General features: G+C 40.0%; 20 protein-coding genes and 1 other annotated feature. Of the genes, 17 read left to right on the forward strand and 3 right to left on the reverse strand.

Translation table 11 applies throughout. The features are described from left to right. Positions 1-23: 23 nt before the first annotated feature. From CGC63_RS05470 to CGC63_RS05480, 3 genes are read left to right on the forward strand one after another with little or no spacing between them, the layout of a single operon-like run. Positions 24-947: an ABC transporter ATP-binding protein gene (locus tag CGC63_RS05470; protein WP_040351268.1), complete on the forward strand. Its 924-nt coding sequence runs from the start codon at positions 24-26 to the stop codon at positions 945-947. Continuing rightward, positions 931-1,674 (forward strand): ABC transporter permease, encoded by a 744-nt coding sequence (locus CGC63_RS05475; RefSeq protein ID WP_330399129.1) that lies wholly within the window; start codon positions 931-933, stop codon positions 1,672-1,674. The genes CGC63_RS05470 and CGC63_RS05475 overlap by 17 nt, the downstream gene beginning before the upstream one ends. A 9-nt stretch (positions 1,675-1,683) precedes the next feature. Further along, positions 1,684-2,415, forward strand: coding sequence for an ABC transporter permease (locus CGC63_RS05480; RefSeq protein ID WP_004222819.1), 732 nt, complete (start codon positions 1,684-1,686; stop codon positions 2,413-2,415). Between the two features lie 2 nt (positions 2,416-2,417). Here CGC63_RS05480 and CGC63_RS05485 read toward each other — a convergent pair whose 3' ends face one another. Beyond that, positions 2,418-3,176: an IclR family transcriptional regulator gene (locus CGC63_RS05485; RefSeq protein ID WP_004222815.1), complete on the reverse strand. Its 759-nt coding sequence runs from the start codon at positions 3,174-3,176 to the stop codon at positions 2,418-2,420. A 169-nt stretch (positions 3,177-3,345) separates the two neighbouring features. On the opposite strand from CGC63_RS05485, the gene CGC63_RS05490 reads away from it, so the two are divergent. The 4 genes from CGC63_RS05490 to CGC63_RS05505 all read left to right on the forward strand — a co-directional run bounded on the left by CGC63_RS05490 (position 3,346) and on the right by CGC63_RS05505 (position 6,485). Next, the gene (locus tag CGC63_RS05490) at positions 3,346-3,987 is read left to right on the forward strand and encodes a bifunctional 4-hydroxy-2-oxoglutarate aldolase/2-dehydro-3-deoxy-phosphogluconate aldolase (protein ID WP_004222811.1); all 642 of its coding nucleotides are present in this window, start codon (positions 3,346-3,348) and stop codon (positions 3,985-3,987) included. A 22-nt stretch (positions 3,988-4,009) separates the two neighbouring features. Next, a complete protein-coding gene (locus CGC63_RS05495; protein WP_004222808.1) occupies positions 4,010-5,035 on the forward strand; it encodes a sugar kinase in 1,026 nt (341 codons plus the stop codon). 110 nt (positions 5,036-5,145) lie between these two features. Beyond that, positions 5,146-6,168 carry a sugar kinase gene (locus CGC63_RS05500; RefSeq protein WP_009246721.1) on the forward strand — a complete coding sequence of 341 codons (1,023 nt, stop codon included), beginning with the start codon at positions 5,146-5,148 and terminating at the stop codon, positions 6,166-6,168. A 62-nt stretch (positions 6,169-6,230) separates the two neighbouring features. Then, on the forward strand, positions 6,231-6,485 hold the full coding sequence (locus tag CGC63_RS05505) for a YlmC/YmxH family sporulation protein (RefSeq protein ID WP_004222801.1): 255 nt from the start codon (positions 6,231-6,233) through the stop codon (positions 6,483-6,485). Positions 6,486-6,493: 8 nt separating this feature from the next. On the opposite strand, the gene CGC63_RS05510 is transcribed toward CGC63_RS05505, so the two are convergent. Together CGC63_RS05510 and CGC63_RS05515 are read right to left on the reverse strand one after the other, a co-directional pair. Next, complete coding sequence (locus tag CGC63_RS05510; protein ID WP_004222800.1) at positions 6,494-6,991, reverse strand: DUF1648 domain-containing protein; 498 nt, start codon at positions 6,989-6,991, stop codon at positions 6,494-6,496. Between the two features lie 35 nt (positions 6,992-7,026). Beyond that, the gene (locus tag CGC63_RS05515) at positions 7,027-7,413 is read right to left on the reverse strand and encodes a hypothetical protein (RefSeq protein ID WP_089438670.1); all 387 of its coding nucleotides are present in this window, start codon (positions 7,411-7,413) and stop codon (positions 7,027-7,029) included. Positions 7,414-7,566: 153 nt separating this feature from the next. Between CGC63_RS05515 and CGC63_RS05520 the strand changes: the two genes are divergently transcribed. From CGC63_RS05520 to CGC63_RS05565, 10 genes are all read left to right on the forward strand, one after another. Next, positions 7,567-7,827 carry a metal-sensing transcriptional repressor gene (locus tag CGC63_RS05520; RefSeq protein WP_004222797.1) on the forward strand — a complete coding sequence of 87 codons (261 nt, stop codon included), beginning with the start codon at positions 7,567-7,569 and terminating at the stop codon, positions 7,825-7,827. A gap of 15 nt (positions 7,828-7,842) precedes the next feature. After that, a complete protein-coding gene (locus CGC63_RS05525) occupies positions 7,843-10,344 on the forward strand; it encodes a heavy metal translocating P-type ATPase (protein ID WP_040351267.1) in 2,502 nt (833 codons plus the stop codon). A 21-nt stretch (positions 10,345-10,365) separates the two neighbouring features. Beyond that, positions 10,366-10,902, forward strand: coding sequence for a 2-C-methyl-D-erythritol 2,4-cyclodiphosphate synthase (gene ispF / locus CGC63_RS05530; RefSeq protein WP_039925095.1), 537 nt, complete (start codon positions 10,366-10,368; stop codon positions 10,900-10,902). Beyond that, a complete protein-coding gene (locus tag CGC63_RS05535) occupies positions 10,899-12,452 on the forward strand; it encodes an ABC-F family ATP-binding cassette domain-containing protein (protein WP_004222789.1) in 1,554 nt (517 codons plus the stop codon). Before ispF ends, CGC63_RS05535 begins: the two co-directional genes overlap by 4 nt. 156 nt (positions 12,453-12,608) lie before the next feature. Further along, entirely contained in the window at positions 12,609-13,943 is a 1,335-nt protein-coding gene (gene gdhA, locus CGC63_RS05540; protein WP_004222785.1) for an NADP-specific glutamate dehydrogenase, read from the forward strand. Between the two features lie 51 nt (positions 13,944-13,994). Further along, positions 13,995-14,210: a binding site (T-box leader), on the forward strand. 66 nt (positions 14,211-14,276) lie between these two features. Continuing rightward, positions 14,277-15,011, forward strand: a complete 735-nt coding sequence (gene epsC, locus CGC63_RS05545; RefSeq protein WP_004222779.1) for a serine O-acetyltransferase EpsC — start codon at positions 14,277-14,279, stop codon at positions 15,009-15,011. Continuing rightward, positions 15,008-16,414, forward strand: coding sequence for a cysteine--tRNA ligase (gene cysS, locus CGC63_RS05550; protein ID WP_004222777.1), 1,407 nt, complete (start codon positions 15,008-15,010; stop codon positions 16,412-16,414). Before epsC ends, cysS begins: the two co-directional genes overlap by 4 nt. Beyond that, positions 16,399-16,833, forward strand: a complete 435-nt coding sequence (locus CGC63_RS05555) for a Mini-ribonuclease 3 (RefSeq protein ID WP_004222775.1) — start codon at positions 16,399-16,401, stop codon at positions 16,831-16,833. The genes cysS and CGC63_RS05555 overlap by 16 nt, the downstream gene beginning before the upstream one ends. Then, on the forward strand, positions 16,823-17,572 hold the full coding sequence (gene rlmB / locus CGC63_RS05560) for a 23S rRNA (guanosine(2251)-2'-O)-methyltransferase RlmB (RefSeq protein ID WP_004222772.1): 750 nt from the start codon (positions 16,823-16,825) through the stop codon (positions 17,570-17,572). The genes CGC63_RS05555 and rlmB overlap by 11 nt, the downstream gene beginning before the upstream one ends. A gap of 15 nt (positions 17,573-17,587) precedes the next feature. After that, entirely contained in the window at positions 17,588-18,181 is a 594-nt protein-coding gene (locus CGC63_RS05565; RefSeq protein WP_004222770.1) for a sigma-70 family RNA polymerase sigma factor, read from the forward strand. Positions 18,182-18,403 lie beyond the last annotated feature (222 nt).

Consider the following 18,403-nt stretch of genomic DNA (forward strand, 5'->3'; position numbering starts at 1 on the left):
GAAGTGTAAGGAGGATATTTGATATGAGAGATTGGATAATTGAAACAAAACACTTGACGAAAAAATACGGAAATCAAACAGCAGTACGTGACGTCAATCTTCATGTGGAAAAAGGACATATCTATGGTTTGCTGGGACGTAACGGTGCAGGAAAGACAACGATTATGAAAATGATTTTAGGATTAACGTCTATGACCTCCGGCAGTGCAGAGGTATTTGGCAAAAACATAAAAGGCAATGAAAAAAGGATATATCCTCGTATTGGTGCGATGATAGAAGCTCCCGGTTTTTATCCAAATCTGACAGGAACAGAAAACCTTGAAATTTTTGCAAAGCTTCGTGGTACGTCTGCCCCTGATGCCGTAAAGAAAGCGTTGGAAGTAGTAGGACTTCTGTATAGAGATAAAAAAATTTTTTCGAAGTATTCTCTGGGTATGAAGCAGCGTTTAGGAATTGCCAATGCAATTTTGCATGATCCGGAGGTATTGATATTAGATGAGCCCACTAATGGCTTAGACCCTATTGGTATTGCAAAAATGCGGGAATTTATAAAAAAGCTAAGTACAGAGAAAGGAAAAACAATTTTAATTTCCAGCCATATTCTTTCAGAAATCGCACTTCTTGCAGATGACATCGGAATTATTGACAAAGGCGTTCTTTTAGAAGAAAGCAGCATGGAGGAGCTGGAAAAGAAAAACAGGAAATATATTTTATTACAGGTTTCCGACATTCCAAAAACCATTTTGGTTTTAGAACGCAGATTTCAGGTAAAGGATTATTCTGTTCAGGATGAGCAGACCATACGTATTTATGATACGGAATTAAATATGGGAGAGCTAAATAAGGCTCTTGTTATGGAAGCTATTGCAGTGCTTTCCTCCGGAATTTGCAATGATACCTTGGAAGATTATTTCAAGAAGCTTACAGGAGGTGAGGGGATTGCTTAGATTGGTGGAAGTTGAATTTTATAAGCTGCGCCGCAAAAAAGTAATGTGGATGATGCTTCTGGCTGCTCTTGTTATGCCGTTTTTTGCTTTTTTATATTTTGGTTATTTGGGAAAGAAAAATATAGAGCCTGTACTTTTTTATAAATGGTCTGCTTTCGGTTTTACATTGTTTCTTATACTGCCGTTTATTTTAGGGCTTTTGAGCATTATGCTGCTGCATGATGAAAACCGGTATGATATGTTAAAACAGCTTTGGATTGTACCGGTGAGTAAAGCGGGATATTTTTTCGGCAAATTTTTTATGGTATTTCTTTATTCTCTCTGTTTTATGATGATTAATGCAGCGGCTTCCGTATTATTCAGTGTAATTCCCAATTATGTGGCTTTCGATTGGAGGAGTATTGCTTTTTTGGTGGAAAGATGTTTGGAGATTGCAGGATTGACTGCTTTTGCGATTTTGCCTGTTTTCGCAGTGACGGTTTCTCAAAAAGGATATATTTTTCCTATGTGCATAACGCTCATTTATATTTTTGCCGGATTTTTTATAACGCCTGTAAATTCTTATTTGCATCCGCTTTCCTGTATTTCCGTAATTATCTCCAGAGGAGGAGTAATTCCGGGGGTTGCACTTTTAGAACCAAATCTTCCTCTTGCATTTTTCAGTATGTGTGTATGGGGAATTGCTTCTGTGGTATTGGCTGTCGCTACATTGGGTAAAAGAAAGTAGGGAAAAGAAATGAAAATCTTATTATGGGCAGAATTTCAGAAACTCCGCCGTTCCAACATTATTTTATTTACAGTTTTTGCAATCGTTTTTACAGCTGTTTTTGTCTTTTTGGCAGGAACGACAACAGCATCTCCGGAACAAATGACAGTCAGCAGTGTAGGCTGGTATATGACAATGACGCAGGTATGGGAGACCGTTCTTGTGCTTCCTGCGGTAATTGCACTTTTGGGAAGCTACATGATTTGCCGTGAGGAGCAGGATGATACCATAAAAAATCTGAGTCTCATTCCTGTAAATGAAAGAAAATTAACAGCAGCGAAAATGATAATTCTCTTTCTTTTTAGCATTTTGGCTTATGTCTTGCTTTTTTTACTTACTTTTTCAATAGAAATGGTTTTGCATGCTTCGGAATTATCTATAAAAATATTCTTTGATTTTCTGAAAATGTACCTGCTGGAAGGAATAGGCGTCTTTTTCGCTGTTTCACCGATAATTGCCCTTGTGCCTTATTTGAAAAAGAACTATTGGCTGGCTTTGGCGGTAGCGGAAATCTATTCCTTTGCAGGCTTGTTTATGAGTATGTCGAATACTTTAAGAACTTTTTATCCGATAACGGCAATCTTTGGTGTTTCTGGTTATTATGAAACCACTGCGCAGGAGAAGCTATGCAGCCTTTTGGTTTTACTGTTGTGCGGTATAGTTGCACTTATCTTTCTGAAAAAATTAAACCGCAGGCGTTAAGTTTATTTCATGGTACTGCAAATTTCACTTTTAATTTCCAGAGCAATTTTGGATAATTCTTGAATACGGGAGTCTGACATCCGTACCACAGGGGCGGAAATGGAAAAAGCATATTTGGGCTTATTTCGATAGTCCGGTATGCTTACGGCAATACAGCGGACTCCCAGTTCGTTTTCTTCATCATCAAGAGCATATCCTTTTTTTCTTACTTCTTCAATTTTTTTCAAAAACTGGGCATAATCAGTAATAGTGTGAGGCGTCAGCTTTTGAATGGAGCTGTTTTCCCACAGAGCCTTGATTTGCGCTTCGTCTAAATCTGCCGCGATGGCTTTTCCTACACCGGAGCAGTAAAGGGGGATACGACTGCCAACCTTAGAAACCATGCGAATGGAATTTTGATACGACTCTTCTTTATAAATATAGACTGCATCGGTGTGTTCTCGCTGAACAAAATGAACTGTTTCCCCTGTAAGCCTGGAAAGCTTTTTTAAATAAGGTCTGACGGTATCCAGAATATCCATACGTGCCAGCAGCTTATTGGAAAGCGCCAGCAGCTTAAAGGAAAGAGAATATTTACCGGTTTCCCCTTCCTGCTTCACATAACCCATGTAGATGAGTGAGCATAGAAGTCTGTGAACCGTACTTTTATTTAAGTCAAGATGGCTGCAAAGCTCTGCAAGTGTAACAGGACCGGTTTCTGCCAAGGTTTCCAGAATAAGAAAAAGGCGGTCAGCCACCTGAATTGGATTTTTCGTTTCCATATAAAACAAATCTCCTTTTTATGTGTTGGCGCTATTGTAACACTTTCTGCTACTTGTGGCAATGAAAAACACTTGACTTTTTTTGGAAGTGTAGTATAATTCAAATTACAAAATACCACATAACGAAACGATATTCCGTAATATGGAACGATAAAAACAGGAGGAGAATATGAGCACAGTTACAGAAAAGATTTCAACACTTGGCGTTGTACCCGTTGTTGTATTAGAAGATGCAAAGGACGCAGCGCCTTTGGCAAAAGCATTAGTAGAAGGCGGACTTCCATGTGCAGAGGTAACTTTCCGCACAGATGCAGCAGAGGAGTCTATTAAAATTATGACTTCTGAATATCCTGATATGTTTGTGGGAGCCGGTACAGTTCTTACCATTGAACAGGTAGACCGTGCAGTAGCAGCAGGAGCAAAATTTATTGTAAGCCCGGGATTTGATCCGGAAATTGTAGATTATTGTTTAAGTAAAGAAATTCCTGTATTTCCGGGATGTATTACACCGTCTGAAGTAGCACAGGCAGTGAAAAGAGGATTAAAGGTTGTAAAATTCTTCCCGGCAGAGCAGTTCGGCGGTGTTGCAACAATCAAAGCAATGGCAGCTCCTTATGTGGGATTGAAGTTCATGCCCACAGGCGGTGTCAGCGCAAAAAATCTGGAAAGCTATTTAAGCTGTGATAAAATTGTTGCATGTGGCGGAAGCTGGATGGTAAAAGGCGATTTAGTAAAAGCAGGTAAATTTGACGAAATTAAAGCAATGACAGAAGAAGCTGTGAAGCTGGTAGCAGAAATCAGAAATAAATAAGTACAAAAAGGAGAAAAAACTCATGGCAAAAAAAGTAATTACTTTTGGTGAAATTATGTTGAGACTGGCACCGGAAGGATATTATCGCTTTGTACAGGCAGATACCTTCGGAGCAACTTACGGCGGCGGAGAAGCAAACGTAGCAGTTTCTCTTGCAAATTATGGATTTGATGCAAAATTTGTTACAAAACTTCCAAAACATGAAATCGGACAGGCTGCTATCAATTCTTTAAGAAAATACGGTGTGGATACTACTGAGATTGTACGTGGCGGCGACAGAGTAGGCATTTATTTCTTGGAAAAAGGAGCTTCTCAGAGACCTTCCAAAGTTATTTACGACCGTGCAGGTTCTTCTATTGCCACTGCACAGGCTTCTGATTTTGACTGGAAGAAAATTTTTGACGGAGCAGACTGGTTCCACTTTACAGGAATTACACCTGCATTAAACGATGAAGTTGCAAATATTTGTCTGGAAGCTTGTAAAGCTGCAAAAGAAGCAGGTCTTACCATTTCCTGTGACTTAAATTACAGAAATAAATTATGGTCTAAAGAAAAAGCCGGTCAGGTAATGGGTGAAATCTGCAAATACGTAGATGTTTGTATTGCAAATGAAGAAGATGCAGCAGACGTATTCGGCATTAAAGCCGCAAACACAGATGTTACAACCGGTACAGTAAATCATGAAGGCTATAAAGATGTTGCAAAACAGCTGGCAGACCGTTTTGGTTTCCAGAAGGTTGCCATTACATTGAGAGAGTCCTTATCTGCCAACGACAACAACTGGTCTGCAATGTTATATGACGGACAGGATTACTATTTCAGCAAAAAATACAAAATGCACATTGTTGACCGTGTAGGCGGTGGCGACTCCTTTGGCGGCGGATTGATTTGTGCTTGCTTAAACGGATATGATGCACAGTCTACCATCGAATTTGCAGTAGCGGCATCTTGTCTGAAACATTCTATTGAAGGTGACTTTAACATGGTTTCCATGGATGAAGTGACAAAGCTTGCAGGAGGAGACGGTTCAGGCCGTGTGCAGAGATAATCGAATTTTATAATGAAATGAAACCCTTATTGCCATTGGGGAACATTTAGATAGAAGGGGGCTGCTTGATTGCAGTCCCTGATTTATATAAAGAAAAAAGGAGACAGTTTATGAGAAGGGATTTTGATTTATTGTCACTTGGGGAAATTTTACTGCGTCTGTCACCTCCTGATAATGAGAGGATTGTAAGAGGCGATACCTTTCAAAAACAGGTGGGCGGTGCAGAATTAAATGTGGTTTCCGGCGTATCTTTGCTGGGACTTCGCACAGGTATGATTTCCATGCTGCCGGATAATGCCTTGGGAACTTATGCAAAAAACCGTGTGCGTTTTTGCGGTGTCAGCGATGATTACCTGATTTATGACAAGGATACAGATGCAAGACTTGGAATTTATTACTACGAAAACGGTGCATATCCCAGAAAACCCAGCGTGGTTTATGACAGAAAGCATGCGTCCTTTTGCAAGTTTTCCGCAGATGATTTTCCGGAGGAAATGTACGGCTCAACAAGATGCTTCCATACCACAGGAATTACACTGGCATTGTCAGAAAATACCCGTAAAAATGCCATAGAAATGATAAAGCGGTTTAAAGAAAATGGGACAATTATTTCCTTTGATGTGAATTTTCGGGGAAATCTCTGGACAGGAGATGAGGCAAGGGAATGTATCGAAACAATTTTGCCGTATGTGGATATTTTCTTCTGCTCGGAAGAAACAGCAAAACTGACTTTCTTAAAACAGGGAAACGTCTATGAAATTATGAAAAGCTTTACAGAGGAATATCCGATTTCCTTTGTTGCTTCTACACAGAGGGTAGTACATAGCCCGAAGGTACATTCTTTCGGCTCTGTATTTTATAATGCCAAAGAAGATAAGTTTTACGAAGAAGAACCTTATAAAAATATTGAGGTGGTGGACCGAATTGGAAGTGGGGATGCCTACATTTCAGGGGCTTTGTACGGGCTGTTAAAGCATAATTTTAACTGCCGAAAAGCTTTGGAGTACGGCAATGCTACCAGTGCGGTGAAAAATACCATTCCGGGGGACTTGCCTTCCAGCGGATTAGATGAAATTGAGCGTATTATAAAAAATCATCAAAGTACAGGACTTCAGCTAGAAATGGACAGATAGGAGTGTTGGATTGACTCTCAAACTCATAGGATAGATTAAAACCATGGGTTTGGGAGTTTTTTATGCGTGTATGTGAGCTGAAGCAAAAAGAAGTCATCAATATCTGTACCTGTAAAACTTTGGGCTGTCCTTTAGATGTGGAGTTTAATTGTAAAACAGGGAAAATAGAAGCGCTGATTGTGCCTGTTCCGGGGAAAATGTGTGGATTATTTGGCTCTGTCAGTGAATATGTTATTCCTTTCTCCTGTATTCGCCAGATTGGGGAGGATATTATTCTGGTGGAAATACAGGAGGAGAAATTCCTCAGAAAGGAATAGAGAAAAGGTTAAGAGACATCCTTTGGTGACGGGGGTGTCTTTTTACATCTTAGGCAAAAGTAGAGAATAGAAGTAAACAGGAAAATAATCACTCCGATAATGATAACCGGATTTAAGTCTTTTTGCGAAGCAGACCGATAATTTATGTAAAAATAAAGAAGCATAATAAGGAAATTCATGGTAGAGAGAAGACTTTTTATATTTCTATATACCCAGTCCTTATTTTCAGCAGTAATTTTAACAGGAACGTTCCAGATATCGGGAAAATGACCGACAAAAAGCAGCAGTCCGTAGAGAAGCGCTCCGATAAGGGAAGGTATCAGTATAGAAGATTTGCTCCCAAAAGCATCTGCCTCTCCGGCGAAGTTATAGTGAGTAGGGATTTCATCCGGTATCTTAGACCAAATCAGGACAGGATAAAGGAATAATCCCAGAAAAAGAAGGAAAGATAACAGATTTAAAACTTTTTGATAGGGTGTTGTTGTAAGTTTTTCTTTATGGAACATAGAAAGTCCCTCCTTTTAAAATTCTGCAAAAATAATTAAATTACTTTATTTTCTAAATAACATTCCGGCAAATACGATGGATTTTCATAATACATACTGCTGTTGTAGTCATCTATTTTATTGCTGATAAATGAGTTGTAAACTTTGAATAAGGCATCAATAATACCTATCTTTTCATATTCTGCCACGGACTTAATCAATCTTTTATATACTTTGCCGATATCCCAATGGGATGGAATAGCGTATTGACATGCGGACACATTGTTAAAATTTCCTGTGCTGATTTTTGCTTCTTTGGTAAAATCGTCACTGACACGGTCTATATTGTCGCTGTGATAGATATCTGCCAAGTCATAGATTTTTTCAAGATTTTTCTTACCTAATGAGTTTACGACTTCTGCTCTTGTATTTGTTATTTTTATCTAGCCATATTATAGCAGTTCTATATATTCACTACAATAAAAATTAGCAGATGTGTGTTGTTTTAAATAAACATTCCTTCTTGCAATGCTTAAAATGTTATGTTATATTTATCTTATCAAATACACCCCCACGGGGTATAGGAGGTAAAAGAGATGAGAGCAGATAAAGCACAGATAAACCGATTATTAAAGACAGCCAGAGGCCAGATTGACGGTATTTTGAAAATGGTGGAGGAAGACCGTTACTGTATGGATATAGCGCATCAGCTTATGGCAACAGAAGCTGTTTTAAACAGGGCAAATAAAGAAATCCTCACAGCACATTTAAAAAGTTGTGTGACAGGAGCAAAGACAGATGAAGAAAGAGAAGAAAAAGTAGATGAAATGGTAGCTTTATTGGGTAAAATCTTATAACAGGAGGTGAAATATTTGAATAAAAAATATAAAGTAACAGGAATGACCTGCTCTGCATGCTCTTCCAGAGTTGAGAAGTGCGTGGGAAAGCTGGATGGAGTCAATACCGTCAGCGTCAATTTACTGACAAACAGCATGCAGATAGATTTTGATGAGAGTAAACTGACAGAAGAAAAAATAGCAGACAGCGTGACACAAGCTGGGTACGGGATGGAAATTCCCACAGTGAAATCTGAGAAAAAAGAGGAAAAAGAAGATATTGTAGAAAAAAATATTGAGAACATGAAAAAGCGTACCATCTGGTCCTTTATCTTCTTAATTCCCTTGATGTATGTGGCAATGGGACACATGGCAGGACTTCCACAGCCTTCCTTTTTAAGAGGAGACGCCAACGCAGTGTCCTTTGCATTGACACAGCTTCTTTTGTGTATACCTGTGTTGTATATCAACAGAGCTTATTTTGAAAGGGGATTTCGCTCTCTTATCCACGGAGCGCCCAATATGGATACATTGATATCCGTAGGCTCCGGGGCTTCTTTAATATATGGAATATTTGCCATTTATCGCATGGGATATGGTTTGGGTACTCAGAATATGGAGCTGGTACACCGTTATTTACATGATTTGTACTTTGAGTCAGCAGTGATGATACTTGCCTTAATCAATATCGGAAAATATTTGGAGGCACGTTCCAAAGGAAAAACAAGTGAAGCCATTCAAAAGCTCATGGACTTAGCGCCTAAGACAGCGCTGGTGGAAAGAAACGGACAGGTGGTGGAAATTGCAGCAGAAGATATGTTGACCGGAGATATTTTACAGGTAAAGCCGGGAAGCAGTATTCCGGCAGACGGTGTTGTAATTGAGGGAAGAACCAGCGTGGATGAGGCAGCCATTACAGGAGAGAGTATGCCTGTTGAAAAGAAAGAAGGAGATACGGTAACTGCAGCTACTTTAAATAAAACAGGATTTATCAGAATGAGAGCTGCCAGAGTGGGACAGGACACCACTTTTTCTCAGATTATCCGTCTGGTAGAGGAAGCCAGCTCCAGCAAAGCGCCGATTGCCAGAATGGCAGATAAAATTGCGGGAATTTTCGTTCCTACGGTTATGGGAATTGCGCTGCTTACGGGAATTGTCTGGCTGCTTATGGGAGCAGAATTTGAATTTGCATTGTCCTGTGCCATTGCAGTTTTAGTGATTTCCTGCCCCTGCGCTTTAGGTCTTGCCACACCGGTTGCCATTATGGTAGGAACAGGAAAAGGTGCGGAAAACGGAATTTTAATTAAATCCGGCGAAGCATTGGAAATCACTCATAATGTACAAAGCGTTGTATTAGACAAAACAGGAACTATTACAGAGGGTAAGCCGGTGGTTACCGATATTATCAGCTTCGGAATGTCCGAAAACAAAATTTTAGAAATCAGCGCAGCTCTGGAAAAGAAAAGTGAACATCCTCTGGCAGAAGCCGTGCTTTTAAAGGCAAAGGGCATGGAGCTTCCAAATGCGGAAAATTTCGCAGCAATTCCCGGAAAAGGAATTACTGCAAAAATTCAGGGGAACATTTATTATGCAGGAAACCAAAAATTGATGCAGGAACAGGGAATTTCCTGTGAAAAGGCGTTAAGCAGTATGGAAAAGCTTTCCAAAGAAGGAAAGACACCTCTTATTTTGGCAGATGAGAAACAGGTGTTTGGTATAATCGGTGTTGCCGATGTGGTAAAACCAACCAGCGCAAAGGCAATTCAGGAGTTGAAAAAACTGGGTATTCAGGTTATTATGCTTACAGGCGATAATGCCAGAACAGCAAAAGCAATTCAAAAGCAGCTGGATATTGATACAGTGATTGCCGAGGTTCTTCCACAGGATAAAGAAAGAGAGATTTCCAGACTTCAGGAGGAAGGAAAGACCGTAGCCATGGTAGGGGACGGATTAAATGATGCGCCGGCTCTTGCAAGATCAGATGTAGGAATTGCCATTGGAGCAGGAACAGATGTTGCCATTGAAAGCGCAGACATTGTCCTGATGAAAAACGATTTACAGGATGTGGCAACTGCCATAGAACTGAGTAAAGCAGTTATCCGAAATATTAAGGAAAATTTATTCTGGGCATTCTTTTATAATGTATGTGGAATTCCCCTTGCGGCAGGAGTGCTTTATCCGGTATTCGGATTGAAATTAAGCCCTATGTTCGGAGCGGCGGCTATGAGTCTCAGTAGTCTTTTTGTTGTAAGTAACGCATTGCGATTACGATTTTTTCATTCTCTGAAAAAGGGAAAAACACAGCCTGAAAGTATTCAGGAGAAAAAGGAGGAAAAAAATATGTATACAATGAAAATCGAAGGAATGATGTGCCCGCACTGTCAGGCAGCAGTTACAAAAGCGTTAGAAGCTTTGGAAGGAACAAAAGCAGAAGTGAATTTAGAGAAAAAAGAAGCTTATGTAGAAACAGGACTTGAAAAAGAAGCTTTAAAGAAAGCAGTAGAAGATGCAGGCTATCAGGTGCTTTCAGTAGAATAGGCGGAAAGGAAGAAAACCATGATGCGAGTAGGAATGGGATATGATGTCCATAAGCTTACAGAAGGAAGAGATTTGATTTTAGGCGGTGTAAATATTCCATGGGAAAAAGGTCTGTTGGGACATTCGGATGCCGATGTAGTGGTTCATGCCATTATGGACGCACTTTTAGGGGCAGCAGCTCTTCGGGATATCGGAAGACATTTTCCGGATACAGACCCCCAGTATAAAGGAATTTCCAGTATCAAGCTCTTGCAGCATGTAGGAAAGCTTTTAGAAGAAAATATGTACGTGATTAATAACATTGATGCAACGATTATTGCGCAGAAACCAAAGCTTTTACCATATATTGACACCATGATTGAAAATGTGGCAAATGCCTTACATTTGGAAGCCAATCAGGTAAATATAAAAGCGACCACAGAGGAAGGTCTGGGATTTACAGGAAGTATGGAAGGTATATCCGCACAGGCAATTTGTGCGCTGACACACGTGCAGGATTTTATGACAGATGACAGAAGCGGCGGTTGTGGAGGCTGCTGTAAGGAGAACAGAAGATGAGTATATTAAATGTGCAGAATTTGTCCCACGGGTTTGGTGACAGGGCTATTTTTCAGGACGTTTCTTTTCGACTGTTGAAAGGAGAACATATTGGATTGGTAGGCGCCAACGGTGAGGGTAAATCTACCTTTATGAATATTATTACAGGAAAGCTGATGCCGGATGAAGGAAAAATCGAATGGGCAAAAAATGTCCGTGTGGGATATCTGGACCAGCATACCGTGTTGGAAAAGGGAATGACCATTCGAGACGTACTGAAATCAGCGTTTTCATGGCTGTTTGAAATGGAAGCGCAGATGAACGGAATTTGTGACAAAATGGGCGAGGCATCTCCGGAAGAATTGGAAACCATGATGGAAGAGCTGGGAACCATACAGGATATGCTGACTATGCACGATTTCTACATTATTGACTCCAAGGTGGAGGAAGTGGCAAGAGCGTTGGGACTTACGGCAATTGGCTTAGACAAGGATGTTACAGATTTAAGCGGCGGACAGAGAACAAAAATCCTGTTGGGAAAACTGCTTTTGGAAAAGCCGGACATTCTGCTTTTAGACGAGCCGACCAACTATTTAGACGCAGAGCATATTGAATGGTTGAAACGATATTTGCAGGAATATGAAAATGCCTTTATTTTGATTTCTCATGATATTCCGTTCTTAAACAGCGTTGTAAATCTCATCTATCATATGGATAATCAGGAATTAAACCGTTATGTGGGAGATTATGACCATTTTCAGGAGGTTTACGCAGTAAAGAAAGCACAGCTTGAAGCGGCTTACAATCGTCAGCAGCAGGAAATCAACGAGCTGAAAGACTTTGTGGCTAGAAACAAGGCGAGAGTGGCAACCAGAAATATGGCAATGTCCAGACAGAAAAAGCTGGATAAAATGGATGTGATTGAGCTGGCAAAGGAAAAACCAAAGCCGGAGTTTAACTTTAAAACAGCCAGAACACCAAGCCGTTTTGTGGTAGAAACCGATGATTTGATTATCGGCTATGACGAACCTCTTTCCAAGCCATTGAATTTAAAAGTAGAAAGAGGAGAAAAGATTGCTCTTACCGGAGCAAACGGGATTGGAAAATCCACATTATTAAAAAGTATACTGGGCATTATTCCACCGATTTCAGGAAAGGTGCACTTAGGCGACTATCTGGAAATCGGATATTTTGAGCAGGAGATGCCACAGGGAAATAAAAATACCTGTATCGAAGAAATCTGGGAGGTCTTTCCTTCCTATACACAGTATGAGGTTCGTGCAGCATTAGCGAAATGTGGTTTGACAACAAAGCATATCGAAAGTCTTGTGCGTGTGTTAAGCGGTGGTGAGCAGGCAAAGGTGCGTCTGTGCAAGATTATCAACAGAGAAACCAATGTATTGATTTTGGACGAGCCTACCAACCATTTAGACGTAGATGCAAAAGAAGAATTAAAGAGGGCTTTAAAGGAGTACAAAGGCACAATTTTAATGGTTTGTCATGAGCCGGAGTTTTATGAAGGTCTTGCAACGGATGTATGGGATTGCTCTCAATGGACAACACGTATTTAGAAATGAAACACCTGAATAAAGAAAATGCAAATACAGTATTGTATATAAAGGAATAGCAGGTATAAATAAAAAATATGCAGGAAATAAAAAATAAACTTGCAAAAATACCGACTTGGATTTATAATACAAGAAAAAATCAGATACAGGAGGAAAGTCATGTCATACGTAGATGAGGTTATTGAATTAGTAGAAAAGAAAAATCCAGGAGAACCGGAATTTCATCAGGCAGTAAAAGAAGTTTTAGAGTCTTTAAAACCGGTAGTAGAGGCAAATGAAGAAAAGTATCGCAAAGAAGCACTTTTAGAGCGTTTAGTTGAGCCTGAAAGAGTGATTATGTTCCGTGTTCCGTGGGTAGATGACAACGGAAATGTACAGGTGAACAAAGGCTTCCGTGTACAGTTCAACAGTGCAATCGGACCATACAAAGGCGGTCTGCGTTTCCACCCATCCGTATATCTGGGAATTATTAAATTTTTAGGATTTGAACAGATTTTCAAAAATTCCCTGACAGGGCTTCCTATTGGTGGCGGTAAAGGTGGAGCTGATTTTGACCCGAAAGGAAAATCAGACAGAGAAGTTATGGCATTCTGCCAGAGCTATATGACCGAGTTATACCGTCATATCGGTGCAGATACAGATGTTCCCGCAGGTGATATCGGAGTAGGTGCAAGAGAAATCGGTTATCTGTTTGGACAGTATAAGAGAATTCGTGATGCTTACGAAGGTGTGCTTACAGGTAAGGGACTGACCTACGGCGGTTCTTTAGTAAGAAAACAGGCGACAGGATATGGTCTTCTTTATCTTACAGAAGAATTATTAAAGCTTAACGGCAAAGAATTAAAGGGCAAAACAGTTGCTGTTTCCGGAGCGGGAAATGTAGCGATTTATGCTATTGAGAAAGCTTATCAGTTAGGTGCAAAGCCTGTGACATGCTCTGACTCCACTGGCTGGGTATACGATCCGGAAGGCATTGATTTAGAAGCATTAAAAGAAATCAAAGAAGTAAAACGTGCACGTTTAACAGAATATACAAATTACAGACCAAATGCAGAATACCATGAAGGAAAAGGTGTATGGACTGCAAAATGTGACATTGCTCTTCCATGTGCAACACAGAACGAGTTGGATTTAGAGGACGCAAAAGTATTAGTTGCCAATGGCTGCTTTGCAGTAGCAGAGGGTGCAAATATGCCGACAACTCTGGAAGCTACAAAATATTTACAGGAAAACGGAATTATCTTTGCGCCGGGTAAGGCTGCAAACGCAGGCGGTGTTGCTACTTCCGGACTTGAGATGTCACAGAACAGCGAGAGATTAAGCTGGAGTTTTGAGAAAGTAGATGAAAAGCTTCAGGGAATTATGGTAAATATCTGCCATAATATGGTAGATGCAGCGAAAAAATACGGATTTGAAGGCAACTATGTGGTAGGTGCCAATGCAGCCGGATTTGAAAAAGTTGCAGATGCTATGATTGCACAGGGCGTTTGCTAAGAAAATCCTGTTGACAAATCCCGTATTTATGAATAAACTAAGAGAAGATAGGAAAAGGCATGGAACGAAAAGAGTACAGAGTAAATCCTTTTCAGAGAGAGACAGTCATCGGCTGGAAGCTGTCTTAGAGGAAGCTTTGGAAAGTGCATTCGGGAGTTGATTTGGTGAGGGGTAAGCCTAAGCCGGATACGCAGTCCTGCGTTATGGGAAATAAGTGGGAGATACTATCTTCAAATAGAGTGGAACCGCGGATTTTTCGCCTCTATGTCGTTTTGACATAGAGGCGTTTTCGTTATATTCGTTTATGGAAAATTGATAGAAAGGACGTGAAATATGGGATTTATTAGTCATATAAAAGAAGAATTTCAGGTTATCAGGGAACGGGACCCTGCAATTAAAACACCTTTAGAGGTTTTGTTGTATCCCAGCTTTCGTGTTATGATACAGTACAGGCGGGCTCATAAATTATACGAAAAAGGACATTTCTTTCTGGCACGGTGGGTATCTCAGCGGGCAGCCAGAAAAACAGGAATTGAAATTCATCCGGGAGCGCAGATTGGAAAAGGGCTGTTTATTGACCACGGCTCAGGAGTGATTATCGGAGAAACGGCTATTATCGGTGATAATGTAACACTGTATCAGGGAGTTACTTTAGGCGGCACAGGAAAAGAAACGGGAAAACGACATCCTACTTTGAAAAACAACGTTATGGTAAGCGCCGGAGCAAAGATTTTAGGCTCATTTACCATTGGAGAAAACTCCAAAATCGGTGCCGGAAGCGTGGTTTTAGAGGAGGTTCCGCCTAATTGTACAGTTGTAGGCGTACCGGGGCGTGTGGTAAGAAAAGGAAACCAGAAGGTTCCTAGAAGTGATATGGACCAAATTCATCTTCCGGATCCAACCTTAGATGATATCCATAAGCTTCAGCAGGAAAATGACAGACTGCGTTCCGAATTACAGCGTATGGGTTATGAATTAAATGATATAAAAGAAAGAGAAGCGCAATGCCGCAGGGCAAGAGCCTTGGAGGCAAAAGAAAGAAGACAGGAGGAAGAAAGAGAAATATGAGAATTTATAACACACTGACAAAGAAAAAAGAAGAATTTATTCCTTTAGAAGAAGGAAAAGTAAAGATGTATGTCTGTGGACCTACGGTTTATAATTTTATTCATATCGGAAATGCAAGACCGATGATCGTATTTGATACAGTACGCCGCTATATGGAATACAAAGGATATGAAGTAAATTATGTATCCAATTTTACAGATGTAGATGACAAGATTATTGCGAAGGCAGTAGAAGAAGGTGTAAGTGCAGAGGAGATTTCCAGCCGTTATATTAAAGAATGTAAAAAAGATATGGCAGATATGAATGTAAAACCGGCGACTACTCATCCGCTGGCAACACAGGAAATTGACGGAATGATTGATATGATACAGACTTTAATGGACAAAGGCTTTGCCTATGAGGTAAACGGTACTGTATATTTCCGCGTAAAGAATTTCAAAGAATACGGAAAGCTGTCTCATAAAAATCTGGAGGATTTGCAGTCAGGATTTCGTTCTTTACAGGTTTCGGGAGAAAATCAGAAGGAAGACCCATTGGATTTCGTACTTTGGAAACCGAAAAAAGAAGGAGAACCTTTCTGGGTATCCCCATGGAGTGAAGGTCGTCCGGGCTGGCATATTGAGTGTTCTGTGATGTCTAAAAAATATCTAGGTGAAGAAATTGACATCCATGCAGGCGGTGAAGACCTTGTTTTCCCACATCATGAAAACGAAATTGCTCAGTCTGAATGCTGCAACGGAAAGCAGTTTGCAAGATACTGGATGCACAACGCTTTCTTGAATATTGACAATCGCAAAATGTCAAAATCTCTTGGAAACTTCTTTACCGTAAGAGAAATCGGAGAAAAATATGATTTACAGGTGCTTCGCTTCTTTATGTTAAATGCACATTACAGAAGTCCGCTGAATTTCAGCGCTGAGCTGATGGAAGCTTCTAAAAATTCTCTGGAAAGAATTATTACTTGTGTGGAGCAGTTAAAACACCTGTTGGAAACAGCAGAAAAAACAGAAATGACAGCAGAAGAAAAAGCCTTGGAAGCGGAAGTTCTGGAATATGTAAAGAAATATGAAAATTCCATGGAAGATGATTTTAATACCGCAGATGCCATTGCCGCTATTTTTGAGTTGGTTAAATTTGCCAATACAAAAGCAAATGAAAACAGCACAGCAGCTTTTGTACAGTATCTTTTTGATACCATTGTGCATTTAAGCGATGTGTTAGGTCTGATTGTGAACAAGGAAGCTGAAATTTTAGATGAAGAAATTGAAAAACTGATTGAAGAACGTCAGATGGCAAGAAAAGAGAAAAACTTTAAAAGAGCAGATGAAATCAGAGATGAATTGGCTACTATGGGTATCATCTTAAAAGATACAAGAGAGGGTGTACAATGGAAGCGAGCTTAAAGAAATTCAAGGAGCTGTTTGAACTGGAGGATACGGATATCAGAACCTATTCTCCTTTAACCCTTGCCTACATCGGAGATGCCATTTATGAGCTGGTTATCCGTACTATTTTAGTGGAAAAAGGAAATACTCAAGTAAATAAGCTGCATCAAAGAGCCAGCAAATTAGTAAAAGCATCTGCCCAGTCAGAGATTATCGAAAAGCTGAAACCATATCTTACAGAAGAAGAAATGGGAATTTTCAAAAGAGGAAGAAATGCAAAATCCTTTACCATGGCAAAAAATGCCAGTATGTCCGATTACAGAAGAGCTACGGGATTTGAGGCGTTAATGGGACATTTGTATCTGACAGAGCAGTGGGACAGAATGTTAGAATTGATAAAAATAGGAATTACAGAAGGAGAAAAGGATGGAGAATAAATTCCAGGAAACAAAGGTAGAAGGCAGAAATGCGGTTTTAGAAGCGTTTCGTTCCGGAAAATCTGTGGATAAGTTATTTGTTCTGGAAAAATGCGAGGACGGTCCGGTACGCACCATTTTGCGTGAAGCAAAGAAGCATGATACCATGATTAAATATGTAAAAAAAGAAAGACTGGATCAGTTATCGGAAACAGGAAAACATCAGGGTGTGATTGCCATGACTGCGGCGTATAATTACGCAGAAGTAGAAGATATTCTGGCAGCAGCCAGAGAAAAAGGAGAACCGCCGTTTCTGGTATTGCTGGATAATATCGAAGACCCTCATAATCTGGGAGCAATTATCCGTACAGCAAATCTGGCAGGTGCTCATGGCGTGATTATTCCAAAGAACAGAGCCGTGGGGCTGACTGCGACGGTTGCAAGAACTTCTGCCGGAGCATTGAATTATACACCGGTTGCAAAGGTTACCAATCTTGCAAGAACCATTGAAAATCTGAAAAAAGAAGGAATTTGGTTTGTATGTGCGGATATGGGCGGAACACAGATGTACGACCTTGATTTAAAAGGCGCAATCGGACTGGTTATCGGAAACGAGGGCGACGGCGTATCAAAGCTGGTACGTGAAAAATGCGATTTTATTGCATCCATACCAATGCAGGGAAATATCGACTCTTTGAATGCCTCTGTGGCAGCAGGGGTATTGGCATACGAAATTGTAAGACAGAGAATGGGGAAATAGTACAGGAATTCATTTATGATGAAGGAATATGAAAATTTAAAAGATGAGGAGCTTTTTGAGCTTTTATGGCAGGGACAGGAAGGCTTGGAGGATTACCTCATTAACAAATATAAGGGAATGGTGCTGAAGAAGGCACATGCCATGTTTCTAATCGGAGGAGAGCAGGAGGATTTAATTCAGGAGGGTATGATTGGGCTGTTTAAGGCAGTCCGAGGATACCATCCTGACAAAAATGCTTCATTTTCCACTTTTGCTAATTTATGTATAGAAAGGCAGATGTATAAGGCCATTGAAATTTCAGGAAGGCAGAAGCACAAGCCATTAAATTCTTACATTTCTTTAAGTGAGATGGAAGGACCGCTGTATAATGCGGAAGATATTACACAGCAAAATCCGGAGGAAATTGTTATTGGAAAAGAAAATGTAAGCAGAATGATGGAGGAGATTAAGGAACGGTTAAGTCCTTTTGAAAATCAGGTGCTGGATGCTTATCTGGATGGAGCAGATTATCTTCAGATTGCAGAAATGACAGGAAAGCAGCCCAAGTCCATTGACAATGCACTGCAAAGAATAAAAAATAAAATTCATGGAATGGAATGGGTAAAATAAAAAGACTGTTGTATGAAAGACATACGGAGAGGTATGTGTTTTATACGTCAGTCTTTTTTGTATGAAATGATTTATACAAAACAAAAAAACGGTGCATTTAGACGAAAAAATATGTAAAATATGAAAAAAATTAAATGAAATGTATGTATTTTAAGGGGTTAAATGGTTAAAATGCACAAAAATAGAACAATAATATAAAAAAACTGATTAAAAATGTAAATC

It is taken from the genome of Blautia hansenii DSM 20583, assembly GCF_002222595.2.
GTDB lineage: Bacteria > Bacillota > Clostridia > Lachnospirales > Lachnospiraceae > Blautia > Blautia hansenii.

Excerpts from the sequence above, each read along its gene's own strand:
- CGC63_RS05555 (WP_004222775.1), top strand. The coding sequence starts at position 16,399 with ATGGAAGCGAGCTTAAAGAAATTCAAGGAGCTGTTTGAACTGGAGGAT.
- CGC63_RS05520 (WP_004222797.1), top strand. The coding sequence starts at position 7,567 with ATGAGAGCAGATAAAGCACAGATAAACCGATTATTAAAGACAGCCAGA.
- CGC63_RS05510 (WP_004222800.1), bottom strand. The coding sequence starts at position 6,991 with ATGTTCCATAAAGAAAAACTTACAACAACACCCTATCAAAAAGTTTTA.
- rlmB (WP_004222772.1), top strand. The coding sequence starts at position 16,823 with ATGGAGAATAAATTCCAGGAAACAAAGGTAGAAGGCAGAAATGCGGTT.
- CGC63_RS05500 (WP_009246721.1), top strand. The coding sequence starts at position 5,146 with ATGAGAAGGGATTTTGATTTATTGTCACTTGGGGAAATTTTACTGCGT.
- CGC63_RS05480 (WP_004222819.1), top strand. The coding sequence starts at position 1,684 with ATGAAAATCTTATTATGGGCAGAATTTCAGAAACTCCGCCGTTCCAAC.
- epsC (WP_004222779.1), top strand. The coding sequence starts at position 14,277 with ATGGGATTTATTAGTCATATAAAAGAAGAATTTCAGGTTATCAGGGAA.
- CGC63_RS05470 (WP_040351268.1), top strand. The coding sequence starts at position 24 with ATGAGAGATTGGATAATTGAAACAAAACACTTGACGAAAAAATACGGA.
- ispF (WP_039925095.1), top strand. The coding sequence starts at position 10,366 with ATGCGAGTAGGAATGGGATATGATGTCCATAAGCTTACAGAAGGAAGA.
- CGC63_RS05490 (WP_004222811.1), top strand. The coding sequence starts at position 3,346 with ATGAGCACAGTTACAGAAAAGATTTCAACACTTGGCGTTGTACCCGTT.
- cysS (WP_004222777.1), top strand. The coding sequence starts at position 15,008 with ATGAGAATTTATAACACACTGACAAAGAAAAAAGAAGAATTTATTCCT.
- CGC63_RS05505 (WP_004222801.1), top strand. The coding sequence starts at position 6,231 with ATGCGTGTATGTGAGCTGAAGCAAAAAGAAGTCATCAATATCTGTACC.
- CGC63_RS05485 (WP_004222815.1), bottom strand. The coding sequence starts at position 3,176 with ATGGAAACGAAAAATCCAATTCAGGTGGCTGACCGCCTTTTTCTTATT.
- CGC63_RS05535 (WP_004222789.1), top strand. The coding sequence starts at position 10,899 with ATGAGTATATTAAATGTGCAGAATTTGTCCCACGGGTTTGGTGACAGG.
- CGC63_RS05565 (WP_004222770.1), top strand. The coding sequence starts at position 17,588 with ATGATGAAGGAATATGAAAATTTAAAAGATGAGGAGCTTTTTGAGCTT.
- CGC63_RS05495 (WP_004222808.1), top strand. The coding sequence starts at position 4,010 with ATGGCAAAAAAAGTAATTACTTTTGGTGAAATTATGTTGAGACTGGCA.
- gdhA (WP_004222785.1), top strand. The coding sequence starts at position 12,609 with ATGTCATACGTAGATGAGGTTATTGAATTAGTAGAAAAGAAAAATCCA.